The organism is Acinetobacter sp. P37 (assembly GCF_057480965.1).
Map to the genome: position 1 here is coordinate 37,068 of NZ_JBLIYY010000016.1, position 20,168 is coordinate 57,235.

At 42.6% G+C, this 20,168-nt stretch carries 14 protein-coding genes; 8 read left to right on the top strand and 6 right to left on the bottom strand.

From position 1 onward, the window contains the following. Positions 1 to 78: 78 nt before the first annotated feature. On the bottom strand, positions 79 to 888 hold the full coding sequence (locus tag AC25JC_RS13765) for a cytochrome C assembly family protein (protein WP_486924249.1): 810 nt from the start codon (positions 886 to 888) through the stop codon (positions 79 to 81). Positions 889 to 1,026: 138 nt separating this feature from the next. On the opposite strand from AC25JC_RS13765, the gene ffh reads away from it, so the two are divergent. Beyond that, complete coding sequence (gene ffh / locus AC25JC_RS13770) at positions 1,027 to 2,430, top strand: signal recognition particle protein (RefSeq protein WP_078191163.1); 1,404 nt, start codon at positions 1,027 to 1,029, stop codon at positions 2,428 to 2,430. 939 nt (positions 2,431 to 3,369) lie between these two features. Then, the gene (locus AC25JC_RS13775) at positions 3,370 to 3,936 is read left to right on the top strand and encodes an RBBP9/YdeN family alpha/beta hydrolase (protein WP_486924250.1); all 567 of its coding nucleotides are present in this window, start codon (positions 3,370 to 3,372) and stop codon (positions 3,934 to 3,936) included. Between the two features lies 1 nt (position 3,937). On the opposite strand, the gene AC25JC_RS13780 is transcribed toward AC25JC_RS13775, so the two are convergent. Both AC25JC_RS13780 and AC25JC_RS13785 read right to left on the bottom strand, forming a co-directional pair. After that, on the bottom strand, positions 3,938 to 4,669 hold the full coding sequence (locus AC25JC_RS13780; RefSeq protein WP_111884792.1) for a type III pantothenate kinase: 732 nt from the start codon (positions 4,667 to 4,669) through the stop codon (positions 3,938 to 3,940). Positions 4,670 to 4,692: 23 nt separating this feature from the next. After that, positions 4,693 to 5,448: a biotin--[acetyl-CoA-carboxylase] ligase gene (locus tag AC25JC_RS13785; protein ID WP_486924251.1), complete on the bottom strand. Its 756-nt coding sequence runs from the start codon at positions 5,446 to 5,448 to the stop codon at positions 4,693 to 4,695. A gap of 29 nt (positions 5,449 to 5,477) precedes the next feature. Here AC25JC_RS13785 and AC25JC_RS13790 point away from each other — a divergent pair, with 29 nt between their 5' ends. The 5 genes from AC25JC_RS13790 to ligA all read left to right on the top strand — a co-directional run bounded on the left by AC25JC_RS13790 (position 5,478) and on the right by ligA (position 13,770). Beyond that, complete coding sequence (locus AC25JC_RS13790; RefSeq protein ID WP_486924252.1) at positions 5,478 to 6,290, top strand: sulfite exporter TauE/SafE family protein; 813 nt, start codon at positions 5,478 to 5,480, stop codon at positions 6,288 to 6,290. A 147-nt stretch (positions 6,291 to 6,437) separates the two neighbouring features. Next, the gene (locus AC25JC_RS13795) at positions 6,438 to 7,133 is read left to right on the top strand and encodes a GntR family transcriptional regulator (protein WP_078191157.1); all 696 of its coding nucleotides are present in this window, start codon (positions 6,438 to 6,440) and stop codon (positions 7,131 to 7,133) included. Positions 7,134 to 7,143: 10 nt separating this feature from the next. Beyond that, the gene (gene smc / locus AC25JC_RS13800; RefSeq protein WP_180114658.1) at positions 7,144 to 10,593 is read left to right on the top strand and encodes a chromosome segregation protein SMC; all 3,450 of its coding nucleotides are present in this window, start codon (positions 7,144 to 7,146) and stop codon (positions 10,591 to 10,593) included. A 1-nt stretch (position 10,594) separates the two neighbouring features. Next, complete coding sequence (locus tag AC25JC_RS13805) at positions 10,595 to 11,638, top strand: cell division protein ZipA C-terminal FtsZ-binding domain-containing protein (protein ID WP_486924253.1); 1,044 nt, start codon at positions 10,595 to 10,597, stop codon at positions 11,636 to 11,638. Between the two features lie 98 nt (positions 11,639 to 11,736). Then, the gene (ligA, locus tag AC25JC_RS13810; protein WP_486924254.1) at positions 11,737 to 13,770 is read left to right on the top strand and encodes an NAD-dependent DNA ligase LigA; all 2,034 of its coding nucleotides are present in this window, start codon (positions 11,737 to 11,739) and stop codon (positions 13,768 to 13,770) included. A 241-nt stretch (positions 13,771 to 14,011) separates the two neighbouring features. Here ligA and AC25JC_RS13815 read toward each other — a convergent pair whose 3' ends face one another. The 3 genes from AC25JC_RS13815 to AC25JC_RS13825 form a co-directional block, all read right to left on the bottom strand. Further along, complete coding sequence (locus AC25JC_RS13815; RefSeq protein WP_486924255.1) at positions 14,012 to 15,475, bottom strand: amino acid permease; 1,464 nt, start codon at positions 15,473 to 15,475, stop codon at positions 14,012 to 14,014. After that, positions 15,475 to 16,509 (bottom strand): methyltransferase, encoded by a 1,035-nt coding sequence (locus AC25JC_RS13820; RefSeq protein WP_486924256.1) that lies wholly within the window; start codon positions 16,507 to 16,509, stop codon positions 15,475 to 15,477. Before AC25JC_RS13820 ends, AC25JC_RS13815 begins: the two co-directional genes overlap by 1 nt. A 66-nt stretch (positions 16,510 to 16,575) precedes the next feature. Then, positions 16,576 to 17,946 (bottom strand): uracil-xanthine permease family protein, encoded by a 1,371-nt coding sequence (locus AC25JC_RS13825; protein WP_078191151.1) that lies wholly within the window; start codon positions 17,944 to 17,946, stop codon positions 16,576 to 16,578. Positions 17,947 to 18,119: 173 nt separating this feature from the next. On the opposite strand from AC25JC_RS13825, the gene typA reads away from it, so the two are divergent. Further along, the gene (gene typA, locus AC25JC_RS13830) at positions 18,120 to 19,955 is read left to right on the top strand and encodes a translational GTPase TypA (RefSeq protein ID WP_111884800.1); all 1,836 of its coding nucleotides are present in this window, start codon (positions 18,120 to 18,122) and stop codon (positions 19,953 to 19,955) included. Positions 19,956 to 20,168 lie beyond the last annotated feature (213 nt).

Genomic DNA, 20,168 nt, shown 5'->3' on the forward strand with positions numbered 1-20,168 from the left:
TATATGAATAATCAAGCTATAAAAAAAGAGAGCTGTAGCTCCCTTCTTAATAAAACTTAAAATCGTTTCATCGTCGACTTAGCGGCCCAAAACCATTTCTAAAATAAACTTAGATCCAATAAAGCCGACTGCCAAAAGACAAAAACCAATAATGGTAAAGCGAATAGCTTTTTGACCACGCCAGCCAAATCGATAGTGTCCAATAAGCAAAGCTCCATAGACGAACCATGAAATAATGCTAAAGGCTGTTTTATGCGCCAAATGCTGTGCAAAGAAGTTATCGATGGTGAAGAAACCAAACCCAAGCGCCACGGTCAGTAGTGCAAATCCTGCAATCAATAAATCAAATAGCAAAGATTCCATGGCTTGGAAGGATGGAAGTAGGCTCACCCATACACGTTTTTTCTGCTTGTTTTTTAGTTCACGGTCTTGTAAACGCAAAATAACCGCTTGAATTGTTGCCATCAGCAGGACGGCATATGCGGAAAGTGACAAAATAATATGGATGTCTAAACCCAGTGAATGTTGTTCTATAAATTGATTTTGTCGACTAAATGCAAAGCCCAAAATCAATCCCATCGCTGCCACAGGAATGCCCAATAGGTTCATCGCAAGCACAGGACGATAGGTACTAAATAATACACTGAGTAATAGCATGAGACCTGAAGTAAAAGACATCAGGTTGAACACGTCATAGTTGACACCCATAGGTGTCAACATGTCGTTATATAAAACACCTGCATGCAATAACATGCCTAAACCAAGTACAACACCAATAAACCAATGGTTCGGCGCACGTTTAGACATTAAATGGCTGAATAAATACCAAAAAGACGTGGTATAAGCGATTAATGCTAGGATCGTGTAAACCAAGGGGAGACTGATCATGTCAAACCTTTTTCAGGATGTTGAATATTCATTTATATAAATTCTGCAAGAACTAAAGTATCCTATAGCATTCTATGCATAAATTTTCTATTTTAAGAAACAATTTTTTGCTCATGGCTATTTTAAGCGGATTTTGCAATGTTTGATACCTTAACAGAACGACTCACGCAGAGTTTAAGAAATGTTACTGGCTCAGGGCAGCTAACCGAAGACAATATTAAAGATACGTTACGCGAAGTACGTATGGCACTTCTTGAAGCCGATGTTGCGTTACCTGTAACTCGTGAATTCATCGCGAAAGTTAAGGAAGAAGCATTGGGCCAAGAAGTGATGACTCAGTTATCACCGGGGCAGGCTTTCGTCAAAATCGTTCATGACGAATTGACCAAAATGATGGGTGAGGCGAATGAAAGCCTAGACCTAGCGGCAAAACCACCAGTTGTTGTGCTTCTTGCAGGTTTGCAAGGTGCGGGTAAAACTACTACTGCGGCAAAACTTGCACGTTTCTTACAAGAACGTCAAAAGAAAAAAGTAGCAATGGTGTCTGCCGACGTTTATCGTCCAGCAGCGATTAAACAGCTACAAACAGTTGCAGGTGAAGTTGGCGCGATTTTCTTTGAATCTAGCGCAGACGAAAAACCGATTACCATCGCAAATCGTGCGATTGAGCAAGCAAAAATTCAATTTGCTGATGTCTTGATTGTCGATACAGCAGGTCGTTTACATGTAGACGACGAAATGATGGATGAAATTAAAGAGCTACATGCAGCAATTAAGCCAACTGAAACATTGTTCGTGGTTGATGCCATGACCGGTCAGGATGCGGCGAATACTGCAAAAGCCTTTAACGATGCTTTGCCTTTAACCGGTGTGATCCTGACAAAAACAGATGGCGATGCACGTGGTGGTGCGGCACTTTCTGTTCGTGCCATTACTGGCAAGCCAATTAAATTCTTGGGTATGGGTGAAAAACTCGATGCCCTAGAGCCATTCCATCCTGAACGTATCGCACAGCGTATTTTGGGTATGGGTGATGTACTTTCTTTGGTCGAAGAAGTTGAACGTAAAATCGACAAAGAAAAAGCCGAAAAAATGGCGAAAAAACTGCAAAAAGGCGGTAGCTTCAACTTTGAAGATATGCTTATGCAGTTTGAACAAATGAACAAAATGGGCGGCATGATGGGCTTCTTGGATAAACTTCCAGGCATGAGCAACTCAGGGATTCAAGATGCAATTGCACAAGCAAATCCTGAAAAGCAAGTGAAGAAAATGGAAGCGATTATTCAATCGATGACCATTAAAGAACGTCGTAACCCAGACTTGATGAATCCAAGCCGTAAAAAACGTATTGCAGCAGGCTGTGGTATGGATGTTGCGGAAGTGAACAAACTCATCAAACAACATGCGCAAATGGCGAAAATGATGAAGAAATTTGCCAACCCAACGGGTATGGCAAAAATGATGAAATCATTAGGTAACATGCAAAAGCAATTTGGCGGCGGTGGCATGGGTCCATTGTTCGGCAGTAAAGATCCGAAGTAATTTGGACTTAAAAAAGGCGCATTCAGCGCCTTTTTTTATGGCTAAAACTTGATAAGACCGCATTCAAAAAATTGCTACGAGAATTATAAGTAAGCACTGGATGAAGGAATTTCTATACGAACTGATAAATACCAATTGAGCTAAATCGTTACAAAAACATGCCAAATTGAGATTGAGACCGTGTTGATGACAGGCCTAAAACAGAGGTGAAAGTTTGCCTAACTGCAAATTGAAAGCTTTACCCAAAATAAGCATCAAATAATGAATACACCTCATACGCCAGAGAGCCATAACATCTATCTGATTCATGCTCATCAGGCTTCCCTTAATGAGTATTAGTTTCCTTATTGAGACAAAAGCAGCAAGGGGTAGGACATTATTCTTGGCGCATTGATATGGCAAATGCAGTACAACCAGATTTTGACCATTGTTAGAAGTTTATTTCCCTGCAAATACCTAAGCTCGATGAAAATAAAATTATTATTGTGCACAGTTTGGGTTGTCTGACAGCGCTGTATTGTTTGACAGCGCATTTCAGCCAGCGGTAAGGCAAGATTTAAGCGGGCATTTTTATTTCTGGATTTGTATATTCCTTTAATTTTTTTTTGAATTAGGCAGCTTTATTTTAAAATGCAAATTGAACCGTCATATGCTGCATCAGCATTTGCCATTGGCCGTGCGCATGCTGTCCAGTAATGATCCTTTTGTTCCGCCACCGTTCACGCTGAAGTTATCAATAGTGATCCAAAGGTAGAACACTGAAGGGAAAATACAGGACTTTTACGGCTTCATAATGTTTCCAGAATTATTGGATATTTTGAATCAGCTCATGAAAGTGTTCTAGCAAATAGTCAAGTTTTGCAAAAAAATCACAATTGTTTACCCTCAATCTCTAATTTTTATTTCAGACTGAATTCAAAAAGAGGAATGGAGCATGAAATGGCGCAAGTAATTGTGGTGCATGGCTATACCGCGAGCCCTGAAGAGAATTGGTTTCCGTGGATCGCGCAAAAGGCAAAAAAAGCGGGCGTCAGCCTTAAGGTGCTTCGGCTTGATCCATCCGAAACACCCGTCTTAAATGTGTGGATGAAGCAAATGGATGCGCAGATTGACGCATTAAATGAAAACTCTATATTAATTGCCCATAGTTTGGGATGTATCGCTGCACTGCATTATCTGTCGCAAAAACTGCAGCATCAGAACATAAAAGCTCTTGTGCTTGCGGCCGGTTTTAATGGCCGCTTGGGACGTCTAGAGCAGGTGAATCCTTTTATTGATGCGGCTAAAATAGATTTTGACTTGCTAAAACAGCAGGTTGAGCATCGGGTAGTGATCTATTCAAAAGGCGATGAGCGAGTGCAACCCGAATTCAGCTTGGCTCAGGCAAAAAGCCTAGATGCACAGGTGATTGAAGCGCGTCATCAGGGGCATTTTATTGACTCTGAAGGCTGTACCGAATTGCCCGAAGTCTGGAATGCTGTGGTGCCGTATTTGATCCGCGCTTAATTTACGGTTGTTGGCCAATATAGCTTTGCAGGCCTTTTAAAAGCAGATCATTATGGACTTCAGGCGTAAAGCGCTGCAGGTATTTGGCAAATAGCGCAGCATCGCCACCAGTTAAAATTAAGCGACTGGGATATTTATCAAGCACCTTTTCAATGGTGCTGACCAAACTGAGCAATATGCCATGATGAACAGCGTCAATGGTATTTTTACCAGGAGACAGCTCGTCAAAGATGGCATCTGGAATTTTAATGCCTTTGGTGTTTTGGATGAGCGAATCACGTTGCAAATATAAATTTGGCAAAATATAGCCACCTAAATGTTGTAATCCATCCGTTAAGTCAATAGTGAGTGCTGTTCCACAGCTAATCACACAGTATTTTTGTGTAGGGTCTTTGACCACTGCCAGCATTTGCAGCCAACGGTCGATCCCGAATTTACTGGTGTCTTCATAAGCACAGCGTAAGCCCGCATATTCGGCATGAACTTTGGCAATAGTGACAGGAACGGCCAAAAATTTAAGAATTTTTTGAATCCGATCATTATTTTTCTTGTCGAGTACCGAGGAAATCCCCACCTGATCTAAGTCCAAACTTTTAAAGTGCTGGATTAAACCGAGTAGGAGTTCGGCAGGCGATTGTAAATGCAGTTCCGCAGCATGTTCTATGATTTGATCGTGTTCAGTAATCCAGTATTTCAGCCGAGTATTACCGACATCGAGCCATAATTTTTTCATCAGTAGGCCTTTGCAATCCTGTTTTATGATTGATCTGCTAAACGTAAGCGACCTTGGAAATGATTTTCTAAGCGCTGCGAAGTTTGGATGTTGATCGAACCATCATTTTCAATACCGAGAAAGAGACCTTGGCTTTTGCCTTGTAGGTGTTCAAGCTCAACAGGCTGTTGCATAAATGCAGCATAATGGTTGAATCTTGCAGCGAGGTTATAGCAGTTATGATCGAACCATTCACCTGCAAGTTGAATCGCTGCATAGAGTTCAGCGATTAACTGTAAACGGTTTGGCGAGGGAAGTCCGAGTTCAGATAACGAGGTTGCGCGCTGCTCAATTCCTGTGGATGGAATCGGAAATAAGTTCATCCCAACGCCGACGATCGCTTGATGTGGCGAAATCGGTTCAATCAAAATCCCGCCCCATTTACCTTGTGGGCTATACAGGTCATTGGGCCATTTCACTTGTAATGCGAGATTTTGCAAACTTGGCATTTGCAAGATATTTAAGGCAATTTCGAGTGCAAGCCGTCCATCTATTGCTGTCTGTAAATTCAGCAATGTGCTTAAATAGATATTACCAACGGGTGAGACCCATTGATGATCGCGTTGCCCACGGCCTTGAGTTTGCTCTTCACTGCATACCAAAACATGTTGAATGCCTTTTTTGGCAATCTCACGGACATCGTCATTGGTCGAAGTTGTTATGGGCTTCAGTAATAAAACTTCAGGCGGTTGAGGTACTGTGCTCAGCAATTGCTGTAAGTGTCTGGTCTCTAAATCCATTTGAATCTGAGAGTTGTGGAATAATATTGATGGAGTTAATCATATATTTACTGATTGGTGCAATCGCTGGTTTTGCTGCGGGGCTATTTGGTGTTGGCGGTGGCCTGATTATTGTGCCGATTTTATTCATCGTTTTTACCCAACTTCAGTATGACCCCAGTGTGATTATGCACATGGCGGTGGGCACCTCTTTGGCCACGATTATTGTGACTTCACTCAGCTCGGTTTCGGCGCATCATAAAAAAGGTGCTGTGCTGTGGAATGTCTTTCGGAATTTGGCACCGGGTTTGGTGATTGGTTCATTTCTCGGTGCAGGCATTGCAGATTATTTATCAGGACAGGGTTTGCAACTGTTAATTGGCTTTTTTGCGGTCTGGGTGGCCTTTAAAATGTTTCGCGGTGCAGCGACACCAGTCGATCCGAATAAACATTTACCCTCACAAACCATGCAAATGGCAGCAGGCGGTGGTATTGGGATTGCTTCTGCGATCTTCGGTATTGGTGGTGGTAGCTTAACCGTCCCGTATTTGAATAAAAATGGCGTCATTATGCAAAAAGCGGTCGCGACATCTGCTGCATGTGGTTTACCGATTGCGATTGCTGGGGCCCTTGGCTTTATGTGGTTTGGTCATCATGCCGATATCGAGGTTCCCAATACCATTGGTTATATCCATATTTATGCATTTATCGGGATTAGTGTCATGAGCTTCATTACTGCGAAATTGGGTGCGAAAGTGGCTCATATGTTGTCGCCATTTATGCTAAAGCGTTGTTTTGCATGTTTATTAACAACAGTCGGCTGCTATTTTATTTACCAAGGTATGCAAGCCTTTGGCGCATGATTGTCCGTTTTGACTGAAAAAATTGGCTTTGTTGACACAAGATTGTCAGACAATGTCATGTTCAATTAGGTTGCTTATCGTTTCTAATGCAAATAGATTGAGTGTAAATCTGAACATTGCATCTTATAAAAAAAAGATAGGAACAGTATGCAACAACAAGAAGCGGACAGTTTGTCAGAACAAATTGCCAAACACATCGGTGAACAAATCATTCGCGGTGAGTTGGTCGAAGGCGAGCGTATTCAGGAACTCAGAATTGCGGCCGAATTGGATGTGAGCCGTGGCTCTGTTCGTGAAGCTTTATTGATTTTAGAACGGACCCAGCTCATTGAAATCTACCCGCGACGTGGCGCCTTAGTCTCTGAAATGTCGGCTTTACAAGTGCGCTCATTATTTGATATTGCAGCATTATTGTTGGGTCAAATTGTGCATCGTATGGCGGAAACGTGGCGCAGCCATGAAGCTGAGCGTATTCAGTTATTACTTGAACAATTAGATGTAGAAACTCGCCAAGGCAATACCGAAAAGTTTTATGATCTGATTTTTCAGGGCATGGCTCGTCAGCATGAAATGGTGGGAAATACCTACCTGATGCGTTATTACCAAGAATTGTTGCCATCACTCAGACGCAGTTATTTTCTGACACTGAATATTTCACGACGTGAACTGCAAGAATCTTTTGATTTGTTTAAATTAGTGACTGATGCAGTTTTAATCAGAAAATCACATCAAGCCACTTTATTTATGGAAGATTTTTGTCGACACTTACGCAACCTTGTGTTGGAATCACTAACACGGATGAAACAAATCGAATTAGCGTGGGCGAGACGTTCACGCCGCTGATCAGGACATTATGCGTTTAAGCAGTTTAAAACTTTCCGGCTTCAAATCTTTTGCCGATAGCACAACTCTAAAATTTGAAGGCAACCGTAGTGCGGTTGTTGGACCGAACGGCTGTGGTAAATCCAATGTGATTGATGCCATTCGTTGGGTTATGGGGGAGTCCAGTGCCCGTCAATTGCGTGGTGGCACCATGCAAGATGTTATTTTTACCGGAACGGCAAAGCGTAAACCAGTCGGGATGGCGAGTGTTGAGCTGCGTTTTGATAATACCTATGGCAAGTTAGGTGGCGCTTATAATGCCTATACTGAGCTTGCAGTTCGTCGTCAGGTCAATCGTGATGGTAAATCCGAATATTTCCTCAATGGCACCAAATGCCGCCGTCGTGATATTACCGATATTTTCTTAGGTACCGGTTTAGGTCCACGTTCGTATGCGATTATTGAACAGGGCATGATCAACCGTTTGGTCGATGCCAAACCTGAAGAAATGCGCGTGTATATTGAAGAAGCCGCTGGGGTTTCTCGCTATCAAGCCCGTCGTCGTGAAACTTTACAGCATCTGGAACACACCACTCAAAATTTAGAACGCCTCGAAGACATTGCATCAGAACTGAAGTCTCAGTTGAAAACCTTAAAACGTCAGTCTGAAACGGCGGTGCAATACAAAGAATTAGAAACCCAAATTCGCACGATTAAAATTGAAGTGCTGTCTTTCCAATGTGAACAAAGTATGCGTTTACAGCAAGAATACACGCTTCAGATGAATGAGCTTGGGGAAACTTTCAAACTGGTGCGTTCTGAGCTGAACACCTTAGAACATGACTTATCTTCCACCAGTGCTTTATTTCAACGGCTTATTCAACAGTCCACCCCCTTACAAAGTGAATGGCAACAGGCGGAAAAGAAACTGTCTGAGTTGAAAATGACGCTGGAGCAAAAGCAGGGTTTATTTGCACAAAATTCGGCAAGTTTGGTGGAGCTTGAAAAGCAAAAAGCTCAAACCAAAGAACGTTTACAGTTATTGGAGTTACAACTGGAAACGCTGCAAGAACAGCAAGATGGATTTGTTGAGCAATTACAGCGCCAAGAAAGCAGTAGTCAGGAACAGGCCCAGCAGTTAGCCGATTTGAAAGCTCAGCATCAACAAGCGGTTCAACAATTTGAACAATGCCGTGGGCAAGTCGAAAAGCAGCAACAGCAAAAGCTACAGATGTTGGCGCAGAGTGAACAATTGACCAAAAATATTGGTCGTATTGAGCAACAACGTGAGACTCTGCAACAGCAACGAGGTCAAATTCAGCATCAGGCGCAGCAAGATGAGTTGGAGCAGTATCAGCAAAATAAGCAACAGCTCGAACAACAAATTGTGCAACAAGAGCAGGTGATTGCCGAAACGCAGACACAGCTTGCAGCTGCACAAGAACAGCAGGCACAGCATAAAAATATGGTGCTGCAGCTAAAGTCAGAAATACAGGTGTTGTTGTCAGAGCAAAAAAACCTAAATCAATTGATGATTAAAGCCAGTCCAAAGCAGCAAAGCCAGCGTCAACATTTAATGCAGCAGTTGCAGTTGAGCACACAAGGTAAACAGCATGCACAACTGGTCGAAAAATTTTTGTCTAGATGGCTGAGTGCCCAAGTCTTGGGACACAGTGATAATTTTCAAGACAGTATTGCACGTCAGGTCAAAGGCAATCACCACACCGCAGTACAAATCGTTGGATTAGACGCTTTGGCGACGTGGATTGAAGCCCCTCAACTTTCGATCTGGCAGCAGGTCGCGATTGCTGAAACATTGACAGTGGCATTGAGCCATCAGGCTAAACTGGCCGCAGGTCAGTCAATACTCACGCTCGATGGTTATCATGTCGGTGCAGATTGGGTGATTGGTCTAGATTATGATGAGGACAGCCAAGCAGGGCAAGGTGCATTGAGCCACCGTATTCGCTTAGATGAATTGACTGAATTACTTGCAGAGCAGCAGCCAAAGCTAACGCAACTAGAAGGCCAATTGCCTGAGTTGCAAAATGCCGTACAAGCTTTACAGCAAAATCTGCAACAGCAACATAGCCAATTAAAAAATTGGCAAAAAGACATTCAAAATGCTGATGTTGCCATTGCGAAGGTACAAAGTTCCAATCAGGCTTTTGCATTACAAAAGCAGCAGTTAGAAGATCAATTACAGCAACTTGAAGCACAGCTTGAAGAAGATGCCATGCAAAAAGACGATTTGGAAATTGATTTGCATGCGCTGACGATGAAGCTTGAGCAAGCTTTGCCCAATTATAAGACCTTGCAATTCCAAGTTGAGGAATTGAGTCTAGCGCTGGAAAGTGCTCAGCAAGTGGCATTACACAGTCAGCAAGAATTGGAAATCGTGCGTCGTCAGTCTGTACAGACGAAACAACAGATTGAATTATTAGAAAAAGACACGGTCTTTTTGAAAGCGCAAACTCAGCAAATTATTGGACAGATGGAACAGGCGAAGAAATTTGTCGATCCAGTACAGTTAGAATTGCCTGCGCTTGAGTCACAGTATTCAGAGCAGGCCCAAGTCACTGAACGCTTACAAAAAACCTGGAATGACTGGCAGCTTGAACTGAATAATGTTCAGAGCAAACAACAGACATTGACGGAACAACGCCATTCACATCAACAGCAAGATGAAAAATTGCGTACGCAATTGGAAGAAAAGCGTCTAGCTTGGCAATCCGCGCAGTCTGATTTGCAGCATTATTCTGAACAGCTGAAAGAAATGAACAGCGAAATGCTGACGGGCTTAAGCATTGATGTGGTATCTCATCAGCAAAAACTCGAAAAAGCACAGCAGCAGTTTGATAAATTGGGCGCAGTCAACTTGGCTGCGGCAGAAGAATATACTGAAGTTTCGAAACGCTTCGATGATTTAAGCCACCAAATCGATGACTTGCAAAAGACTGTTGAGCAACTGCAAGCTGCGATGAAAAGCATTGATCAGGAAACGCGAAAGTTGTTTATGACCACCTTTGATAAGGTCAATGCAGAACTTCAAGAGTTGTTTCCGAAAGTATTTAATGGTGGTGAAGCAAGTTTAAGCCTTGAAGATGGTTGGCAATCGGGTGTAAAACTGATGGCACGACCACCGGGTAAACGAAATAGCTCTTTGGCATTATTGTCGGGTGGTGAAAAGGCACTGACCGCATTGGCTTTGGTTTTTGCGATTTTCCGCCTAAATCCTGCACCATTTTGCGTTTTAGACGAAGTCGATGCACCTTTAGACGATGCAAATGTAGGAAGATTTTGTAATCTTGTAAAAGAGCTTTCAGAACAAGTGCAATTTATCTACATTACACACAATAAACTGGCTATGACAATGGCAACTGACTTACTTGGTGTGACCATGCCAGAACCAGGAACTTCAAAATTAGTGACTGTGAATATAGAGCAAGCCAAAGAATACGGTTTAGCTGCGGAGGCATAACATGGAAATCACCACTATAGTTGGGATTGTAATCGCTGTAATTATCATGGTTGTGGGCATTCGAATGATGTTTCGTAAACCTGCAGATGCAGCGCCATCACTTGACACCGAATTACATATTGATCCTGATAGTCAGCAACCTGTTATTCCGCGCCATGTACGCAATCAGTTAAATACATCTGAAACCATGCAACGTGTTGAGCCGACTTTGGCTGAGGAAAAAGTCACAGCGGTTGAAGCGACTGAAACTGTTCAAGCGAATGTAACGCAAGAAGCAACGGCAGCTGAGCAGAGCGCTGAGACGACGGCAAAGACTGAGACGACTACGACGGATCCTATTTCAGTTGAAAACGCTCAAACTGCGACAGAAGACAGTACCTTGTCTACAGAAGCAACTGACTCTACAACGGTTGCATCTGTAGCCGCCGATGCCAATCATGCAGCGACTGCTGCGACACACGTTCAGGCTGAAGCTGTTCCTGCTGAAAAAGCGCCAGAATTTAGTGTAAATAGCGCAATTGAAAAAGCTGAAATCAGCGATTTTGATGAAGAAAGCAGTATTTTGGATGCTCATTTACATGAACAAAAAATTGTTGATGAAGAAAGTGCTTTAGCAACTGCGGAAACTTATATCGCCTTAAATGTGTTCCCGGATAGCCGTGCCTTGTCAGGTGAAAAAGCATTAAAAGTGTTGCTGAAGTACGGTCTGCGTTTTGGCGAAATGGCCTGTTTCCATCGCTATGATGAAGAAGGTACAAAGTTATTATTCTCTGTATTGCAAATGAATAATGATGGCGCTGCGCAAGGTTTTGATCTTGAAACTTTATCGACTGAAGAAGTAAAAGGTTTGGCTTTCTTCTTGGCGCTGCCACACAGCGATGTACAAAATGCCTTTGATACCATGGATAGCATTTCACGTCTAATTGCCCGTGAAATTGACGGTACTGTGTATGATCAAAATAACCAAGAATTTACACCGCAGATGCGTGAACATTGGCGTCATCAAGCGATTGATTATCGTCAAGGTCAAGCCATCGAAGTCTAAGTGTCTTTGATTGAAACTCACCGAGTGGGTTTCTATAATAGCAACAGATAATGAAATTTGAGGGCGGAGCATGAACCGCCCTTTTTTATGGTGAATGTATGACACAACAATCCACTGTCGTTGCACAGATGCGACAACTGATTCAACTCTTGGCGAAGCATAACCATGCCTACTATGTCATGGACACGCCAGAAATTGAGGACAGTGAATATGATCAACTTTTTCACCAATTAAAAGCTTTAGAAGAGCAATACCCTGATTTAGTACAACCTGATACACCAACTACAAAAGTGGGTGGAAAGGCCTTATCTAAGTTTGAATCTGTAACCCATGCAGTGCCTATGTTGTCATTAGGTAATGTGTTTAATGCAGAAGATTTATTTGCCTTTGCGCGTCGTGCGGAAGAGCGCTTACCGAATCAAAAAATTGAATATGATGTCGAATTAAAATTTGATGGACTGGCCATTTCTCTCTGGTATGAAAATGGCATTTTAGTCCGTGGTGTGACACGGGGTGATGGTGAAACTGGGGAAGACATTACCCAAAATGTAAAAACCATTCGTAATTTACCTAAAGTACTGACTTCTACACAGACTGAAATTCCAAGTCTGCTTGAAGTCCGTGGTGAAGTCCTGATGCCAAAGTCAGGCTTTGAAAAGCTTAATGCTGAAAATGAAGCCAAAGGTGAAAAAACCTTTGCCAATCCACGAAATGCAGCAGCAGGAAGCTTACGTCAACTCGATCCTGCAATTGCGGCTTCGCGTCCTTTGGCTTTTTATGCCTATGGCATTGCACAGTGTGAACCACATCATGGGCAAACCACCATGTCTGCAAGTCTTGAGTGGCTGACACAGTTTGGTTTTGCTGTCGGTGAACGTCACTTTATATGTGACAGCATTCAGGACGTACAAGCTGCATATGAGCAAATGATCATTGATCGTCCAAGCCTGAGCGTTGAAATTGATGGCATGGTGATTAAGGTAAACAGCCTGAAGCAACAGCAAACACTGGGCTTTTTAAGTCGTGAACCGCGCTGGGCAACGGCATATAAATTCCCTGCAGTTGCAGCGCTCACGACGGTTGAAAATATTGATTGGCAAGTGGGGCGTACAGGGACTTTAACTCCAGTCGCACGTTTAAATCCTGTTGCAGTCGGTGGCGTAACGGTTTCCAATGTCACTCTACATAATATTGGTGAAATTCACCGTTTAGATGTCCGTGTGGGTGATACAGTCAGTGTCTACCGTAGTGGCGATGTGATTCCAAAAGTGGAAAAAGTATGGCCTGAATTCCGTCCTGTAGATACGGTAGAAGTTCAGTTACCTGCATATTGCCCAGTCTGCTCATCTCCAGTGGTGATGCCCGAAGGTGAAGCCTTGGCACGTTGTTCAGGTGGTTTGTACTGTGCTGCACAGCGTATTGAGGCGATTCGTCACTTTGTATCGCGTAAAGCTATGGATATTGAGGGCTTAGGCGACCGTTGGGCGGAATCACTTTTACATTTGGATCTGCTCAAAGATGTTGCTGATATTTATAGCTTGCATGCGCATCGTGAAAAATTACTGACTATTGAAAAAATGGGCGAGAAGTCGGTTCAAAACCTCATCGATTCTATTGAAAATAGTAAGAAAACGACACTAGGCGCATTTATTTATGCACTTGGCATTCGAGGCGTGGGTGAAACCACGGCACGCATGCTCGCCAATACCTTCCAAACCTTTGATGCGATTCGTCATGCAGATCTAGAATCCTTGAAAAAAACGCCAGACGTTGGTGATATTACCGCTGAATGGATTGTCGATTTTTTCCAAGCGCCGCATAACCTCGAAGTGGTTGATCGTTTGTTGGCAGCTGGGATTCATTGGGATGCACCTGTTGCACCAAGTCGTCAGCCGCTGAATGGCGAGAGTTGGGTGATTACTGGGACATTGAGTACCATGGGGCGTGATGAAGCGACGCAAATGCTTCAAGCCTTAGGCGCACGTGTCAGTGGTAGTGTTTCGGGTAAAACCAAATGTGTAGTTGCAGGTGAAAAGGCAGGTTCTAAATTAGAAAAGGCTGAAAAGTTGGGTGTACCTGTGATGAGTGAAGAGGAGTTTATTTCCTTTGTACAACAGCATAATGCTTCTTAAGTATTGAAAATCAAACCTGAAAAGGTGGTTAATTTTGAACAAATGCCTGATGCATTGCATTGGGCGTTTTTATTTTGCTGCTTAACATGATTGCGTCAGCCTATCAGTTGGTGACTTTAGATCTGACAGCATTCTTTAAAGTTATTGAATAAGTATTTTGTTAAAGCGTGAATGTATTGAGATACGATTTTAGCTATAAAAAAGCAGCCCTTAGGCTGCTTATTTTTATTCAGTGATCACATTATTCTTGATCAACTTTCATTGGTTTTACATCCATTTCTTGATATGAAACCAACGTAGTTTTGTGTTTCCACTTATACCCAAACCAAATGGCAAGGAATAAGAAAATACCAATATAGGTAGAAACAACGGCCAACCATTCACCATCTAAAACGGCTTGATAGTTCTGACCAAGGACTACGATGGCACACAAAATAAAGGCAAACCACGGTGCAAATGGGAAGAATTTTGCACGGTAAGCAAGATCTTCTAATTTATTGCCTTGAGCCAAGTAGCCTTTACGGAAGCGATAATGTGAAACTGCAATACCGAGCCACACAATAAAGCCACACATACCAGACATGTTCAGTAACCAATTAAAGACCGCTTGTTCACCGATAAAGGTGGTTAAGAAGCACAGTGCTGCAATCGCTGTTGTTGCATAAAGTGCATTCATTGGTACGCCACGTGCATCTAAGCGACCAAAGACTTTCGGCGCACTGCCTTTACGTGCCATATCAAAGAGCATACGAGTAGAGGAGTACATACCAGAGTTACCCGCTGATAAAATCGCAGTCAAGATCACCGCATTCATCACCGATGCAGCAAAAGCAAAACCTGCTTTTTCATACAGTAAGGTAAATGGTGAAAGTGCAATATTTTCAGTAGATGCTGCTTGTAATAAACGTGGGTCATCATAGGCAATGAGAGTGCCGATAATGAAGATACACACGATATAAAACAACAAGATACGCCAGAAAATTTGCTTGATGGCAATAGGAATGGTCTTTTCAGGATCTTTCGATTCACCTGCAGCCACACCAACCATTTCAGTCCCTTGGAAAGAGAAACCGGCAATCATGGCCACACCAATCAAGGCAGATAAACCGCCGACAAATGGGGCTTCACCCTTGGTCCAGTTGGCAAATGTTTCTACGCCCGGTGTCAGCATGATTTTGCCAATCATAAACAGGCCGATAATGATAAAGGCAACAATTGCGAGCACTTTAACAAGCGAGAAGAAGAATTCGGATTCACCGAAGCCTTTTACGGTCAGTGCATTAATGGCAAAGACGATTGCGAGGAAAATCGCACTCCAGTAAAAGCCCGGAATATCTGGAAACCAGAATTTCATAATGAATTGGACAGCAACCAATTCAAATGCCACGGTAATCGCCCAGTTATACCAATAGTTCCAACCCAAAGCGAAGCCGAAACCACCCTCGACATATTTGGTGCCGTAGGTAAAGAATGCACCCGAAGTTGGATTATGTGTTGCAAGCTCACCTAGACTGGTCATCAAGAAGTAAATCATGATACCAATTAAGCAGTATGCAAGCAGGGCGCCACCCGGGCCTGCATTGGCAATGGTTGCACCTGAGGCAAGGAATAAACCTGTACCAATTGATCCACCAATTGCAATCATGTTGAGATGGCGAGCACCCAACTTACGCTGAAGCTGAGCTGGTTTTTGAGTTTCGCTCATCATTGTTCCTTAAGATTTTTTTGCGTGCTCGCAAACAAGACTTTAAATCCTTGTTGGTCGGCTTTGATTGTACATTGACCGTAATGTTGCTCAATTAAAGTCGGATAATTGAGGAATCGGTTGGCAACAATCCAAAGCTCACCCCCAGACTTCAAATGTCTGCGCGAAGTTTTGCATAGATTTTCACTGGCATTGTAGTCGGTTTGAATCCCTTGATGGAAGGGTGGATTGCTGACTATGGCATGTAAAAATAGTGGTGCATCCTCGATTCCTGTGACCGCTTTAATCTCAAGTTGTTCAGGTTCAAGCAAATTTTGTTCAAATGTCATTTGTGTAGACGCTAGTGCAAAGGCATCTACATCCATGGCAAAAATACGATTTTTAGGATTCAGTTTGGCTAAATAAGCACTGATGACACCCGCACCACAGCCAAAATCAGCAATTTTGCCCGAAGTGACTTGTGATAAATAAGGCAATAAAGTAGCCGTACCCACATCTAAACGGTTCTGGCTAAATACGCCAGGCAGTGCGCAAATCGTAAGCTCACCATTTGGGGTTTCAACTGGATATTTTTGCACCCAATCTTGCAGTGGCTTCAGTGTGACAGTTTTTTCCAATAGGGCTTGCCACATTTGGCAGTGACGCGCGCTATCAATTTTTAGGGTTTTACCAAAGGGCTGTAATTGTTTTGCAGCGCGTTCAACACCGCCTTTTTTCTCACCCACGAGGAAAATAGACGCACCTTGAGCAAGATGACTTGCGACATTGTGTAATAAATAATTTAGCAGTTCTTTTGATTTTGGAACAAAAATAACCGCTTGATCAAACTGACCTTCAGGAAAATCGACACCAAAATGGACGTTTGACTGTTGATTTTGAAAGTACTGAAAATCATTAAAATTCCAGCACCAAATTGATGGCTTAATATTGTCATTCAATTGACTGAGTAAGTCATCTGTCGGTGCATTTACGAAAAGCACGCGATCTTGTAATAAATCGATCTGTCGTATAACGACTTCACTTGTGAGATCCATAGATTTCTCCATCATAAAAAACACTGCCTAGGGCGGAACCTAGGCAGTGTTCTTTGACAAATGAACTTACTTCTTCACTTCAGGAAGAACAATATTCAAAATAAGGGCAGCGATACCACCAGTGGCAACGCCTGAACTGAAGATATTACGGAACAATTCAGGAAGATGTTCAAGGATTTGTGGTACTTGTGCAACACCTAGACCCAATGCCAATGAAATCGCAATGATTAATAGTGCGCGGCGGTCTAAATGAATGCCTGACAAGATATTAATACCCGAGGCAGCAACAGCACCAAACATGACCATTACAGCACCACCAAGCACGGCTTGTGGAACTGCCTGAATGACACCTGCTACAGCAGGAAGTAAGCCTAAAATAACCAATAGGGCAGCAATCCAAATGCCTACATAGCGGCTTGCAACACCTGTTAACTGAATGACACCGTTGTTTTGCGCGAAAACAGAACTTGGGAACGTGTTAAAGATACCGGCAAGGAATGAGTTTGCACCATTCACCAATACACCACCTTTAATACGCTTCATCCATTCAGGGCCATCTACAGCTTGATTTGAAAGCTTAGAAGTCGCGGTAATATCGCCAATCGCTTCCAAAGATGTCACAAGGTAGATAAATGCCATTGGAATAAACAAGCTCCAAGAGAAGCTTAAGCCAAAGTGCATCGGTGTTGGAATTTGAACCAGTGGCGCATCTTTTAAGCCATCAAAGTTTAAATGACCCATAAAGCCTGCAAGGATGTAACCCACGACTAAGGCAATTAGGATGGCAGAACTTTTTACCCATGTAATACGCACACGGTTCAATAAAATGATCAGTGCCAAAACGGTACATGACATGATGAGGTTGTCTGCATTGGCAAATGTTTTATCGCCCATAGCTTGATAACCACCACCCATGCTGATCAGGCCTTCTTTAATTAAAGTCAGACCAATCAATAGCACCACAATACCTGTTACCAATGGGGTAATCAGTTTTTTCACCCAAGGTAAAATTCGTGACACACCCATTTCAATGAATGAACCCGCGATCACCACACCAAAGATAGATGCCATCACTGCTTCTACAGGTGTACCTGCCGCAACCATTGCAGAACCAATACCGATAATAGGACCAATAAAGTTAAAGCTGGTTCCTTGTACAATCAGGAGACCTGCACCAAATGGACCGACTTTTTTACATTGTAAAAAGGTTGCGATACCAGAGATCACCAATGACATCGACAGAATCATATTGGTGTCTTCTTTTGACACACCAAGTGCCAAACAGATCAGCAGACCCGGCGTCACAATTGGGACAATAATGGCCAATAAATGTTGGAACGCAGCGAGAAAAGCAATAAAAGGTTTTGGTCGATCATTCAATCCATAGACTAAATCGAGTTGATCTTTTGCTTCGGGAGATTGGTTTAAATCAGACATGCGGCACTGAAAATTAAGGCTAGGTGGCGCTATTCTAATCTGTTTACACAGCTTTACAAAACCAAAAGCGTACCAGTCGTCAAAAAAAATGCGATTGTCAATAAACTGTCACTACTAAAATCTATATTTTTTCTGTATAATTTGCCCTCAAACTTTAGGCGTATCGAATTCACATGTCAGATATTAAAACTCTCCGTAACATTGCCATCATCGCGCACGTCGACCATGGTAAAACTACTCTTGTAGACAAACTTTTACAGCAATCAGGTGCTCTTGGCGATCGCGCAGGCGAGATCGAACGTGTAATGGATTCTGGCGCTATTGAAAGTGAACGTGGTATTACCATTCTTGCAAAAAACACTGCAATCAAATGGTTAGACAAGCGTACTAACACTGAATACCGTATCAATATCGTGGATACCCCGGGACACGCCGACTTCGGTGGTGAAGTAGAACGTGTAATGTCAATGGTTGACTGCGTACTTCTTCTTGTTGATTCTCAAGAAGGCCCAATGCCACAAACTCGTTTCGTAACGCAAAAAGCGTTCGCACGTGGTTTGAAACCAATCGTAATTATTAACAAAGTCGACAAGCCAAACGCTCGTCCAGACTGGGTAATTGACCAAGTATTCGATTTGTTCGACAACCTTGGTGGTTCTGACGAACAGTTAGACTTCCCAGTTGTATATGCTTCAGGTCTTCGTGGTGTGGCTGGTCCATCTCCAGAAGAACTTGCTGAAGACATGACTCCATTGTTCGAAACAATTGTAGACATCGTTGAACCACCAGCGGTTGACGTTGACGGTCCATTCCAAATGCAAGTGTCTTCACTTGACTATAACAGCTTCGTAGGTGTTATCGGTGTTGGTCGTATTCAACGTGGTTCAGTGAAATTAAACACTCCTGTAACTGTAATCGACAAAGACGGTAAAACACGTAACGGTCGTATCTTAAAAATCATGGGTTACCATGGTTTAGAGCGTATCGATGTTGAATCAGCTTCTGCTGGTGACATCGTTTGTGTAACGGGTATTGATGAACTTCATATCTCTGACACAATCTGTGATCCAAAAGCAGTTGAAGCTTTACCTGCACTTTCTGTAGACGAACCTACAGTATCGATGACTTTCCAAGTAAACAACTCACCGTTTGCTGGTAAAGAAGGTAAATTCGTAACTTCACGTAATATCCGTGAACGTCTAGATCGCGAATTGATTCACAACGTAGCATTACGTGTTGAAGATACTGACAGTCCTGACCGTTTCAAAGTATCTGGTCGTGGTGAGCTTCACCTTTCAGTTCTTATTGAAAACATGCGTCGTGAAGGCTTTGAAATGGGCGTATCACGTCCACAAGTAATCATTAAAGAAATTGATGGTGAAAAACAAGAGCCATACGAAAACGTAACGTTTGACGTTGAAGAGCAGCACCAAGGCGCTGTAATGGAACAAATGGGTCACCGTAAAGGTGAAATGACCAATATGGAAGTTGACGGTAAAGGCCGTATCCGTATTGAAGCAACAGTTCCTTCACGTGGTTTGATTGGTTTCCGTTCTGAATTCTTAACTATGACTTCAGGTACAGGTATCATGACTTCAAGCTTCTCGCACTACGGTCCAATGAAACAAGGTACTGTTGCGAAACGTCAAAACGGTGTGTTGATTTCTATGGTTCAAGGTACTTGCTTGGGCTATGCACTATTCAGCTTACAAGACCGTGGCCGTCTATTCGCTAAACCTCAGTTAGAAGTTTATGAAGGTATGATCGTTGGTATTAACTCACGTTCAGACGACATGACTGTTAACCCAACTAAAGCGAAACAGTTAACTAACGTACGTGCTTCTGGTACTGATGATGCGTTGACTCTCGTTCCGCACATTGAATTTACGCTTGAACAAGCGCTTGAATTTATTGAAGACGACGAATTAGTTGAAGTAACGCCTAAGTCAATCCGTATCCGTAAACGCTGGTTGACTGAAAACGAACGTAAACGTAACCGTAACGGTTAATTTTACAGTTTCAAAAAAACCGCTGACTTAGGTTAGCGGTTTTTTTATGCATGGGTGTTTTGAGTAAAAATGCAAAAATTGAATGACTTTATTCATTTAATTCGACATGCATAATTTTGATAAATCCTTTTTAATAGAATGTATTACCAAAATCAAAAATGTTTTGTGTGAATTTTTATACATGGTATTTAGAATCTAATATAAACCAAGTAA

Coding starts and splice junctions, on each gene's coding strand:
- AC25JC_RS13785 (WP_486924251.1), bottom strand. CDS start 5,448: ATGGATTTAGAGACCAGACACTTACAGCAATTGCTGAGCACAGTACCT.
- AC25JC_RS13795 (WP_078191157.1), top strand. CDS start 6,438: ATGCAACAACAAGAAGCGGACAGTTTGTCAGAACAAATTGCCAAACAC.
- AC25JC_RS13765 (WP_486924249.1), bottom strand. CDS start 888: ATGATCAGTCTCCCCTTGGTTTACACGATCCTAGCATTAATCGCTTAT.
- AC25JC_RS13820 (WP_486924256.1), bottom strand. CDS start 16,509: ATGGATCTCACAAGTGAAGTCGTTATACGACAGATCGATTTATTACAA.
- AC25JC_RS13790 (WP_486924252.1), top strand. CDS start 5,478: ATGGAGTTAATCATATATTTACTGATTGGTGCAATCGCTGGTTTTGCT.
- AC25JC_RS13825 (WP_078191151.1), bottom strand. CDS start 17,946: ATGTCTGATTTAAACCAATCTCCCGAAGCAAAAGATCAACTCGATTTA.
- AC25JC_RS13815 (WP_486924255.1), bottom strand. CDS start 15,475: ATGAGCGAAACTCAAAAACCAGCTCAGCTTCAGCGTAAGTTGGGTGCT.
- smc (WP_180114658.1), top strand. CDS start 7,144: ATGCGTTTAAGCAGTTTAAAACTTTCCGGCTTCAAATCTTTTGCCGAT.
- AC25JC_RS13780 (WP_111884792.1), bottom strand. CDS start 4,669: ATGAAAAAATTATGGCTCGATGTCGGTAATACTCGGCTGAAATACTGG.
- typA (WP_111884800.1), top strand. CDS start 18,120: ATGTCAGATATTAAAACTCTCCGTAACATTGCCATCATCGCGCACGTC.
- ffh (WP_078191163.1), top strand. CDS start 1,027: ATGTTTGATACCTTAACAGAACGACTCACGCAGAGTTTAAGAAATGTT.
- AC25JC_RS13775 (WP_486924250.1), top strand. CDS start 3,370: ATGGCGCAAGTAATTGTGGTGCATGGCTATACCGCGAGCCCTGAAGAG.
- ligA (WP_486924254.1), top strand. CDS start 11,737: ATGACACAACAATCCACTGTCGTTGCACAGATGCGACAACTGATTCAA.
- AC25JC_RS13805 (WP_486924253.1), top strand. CDS start 10,595: ATGGAAATCACCACTATAGTTGGGATTGTAATCGCTGTAATTATCATG.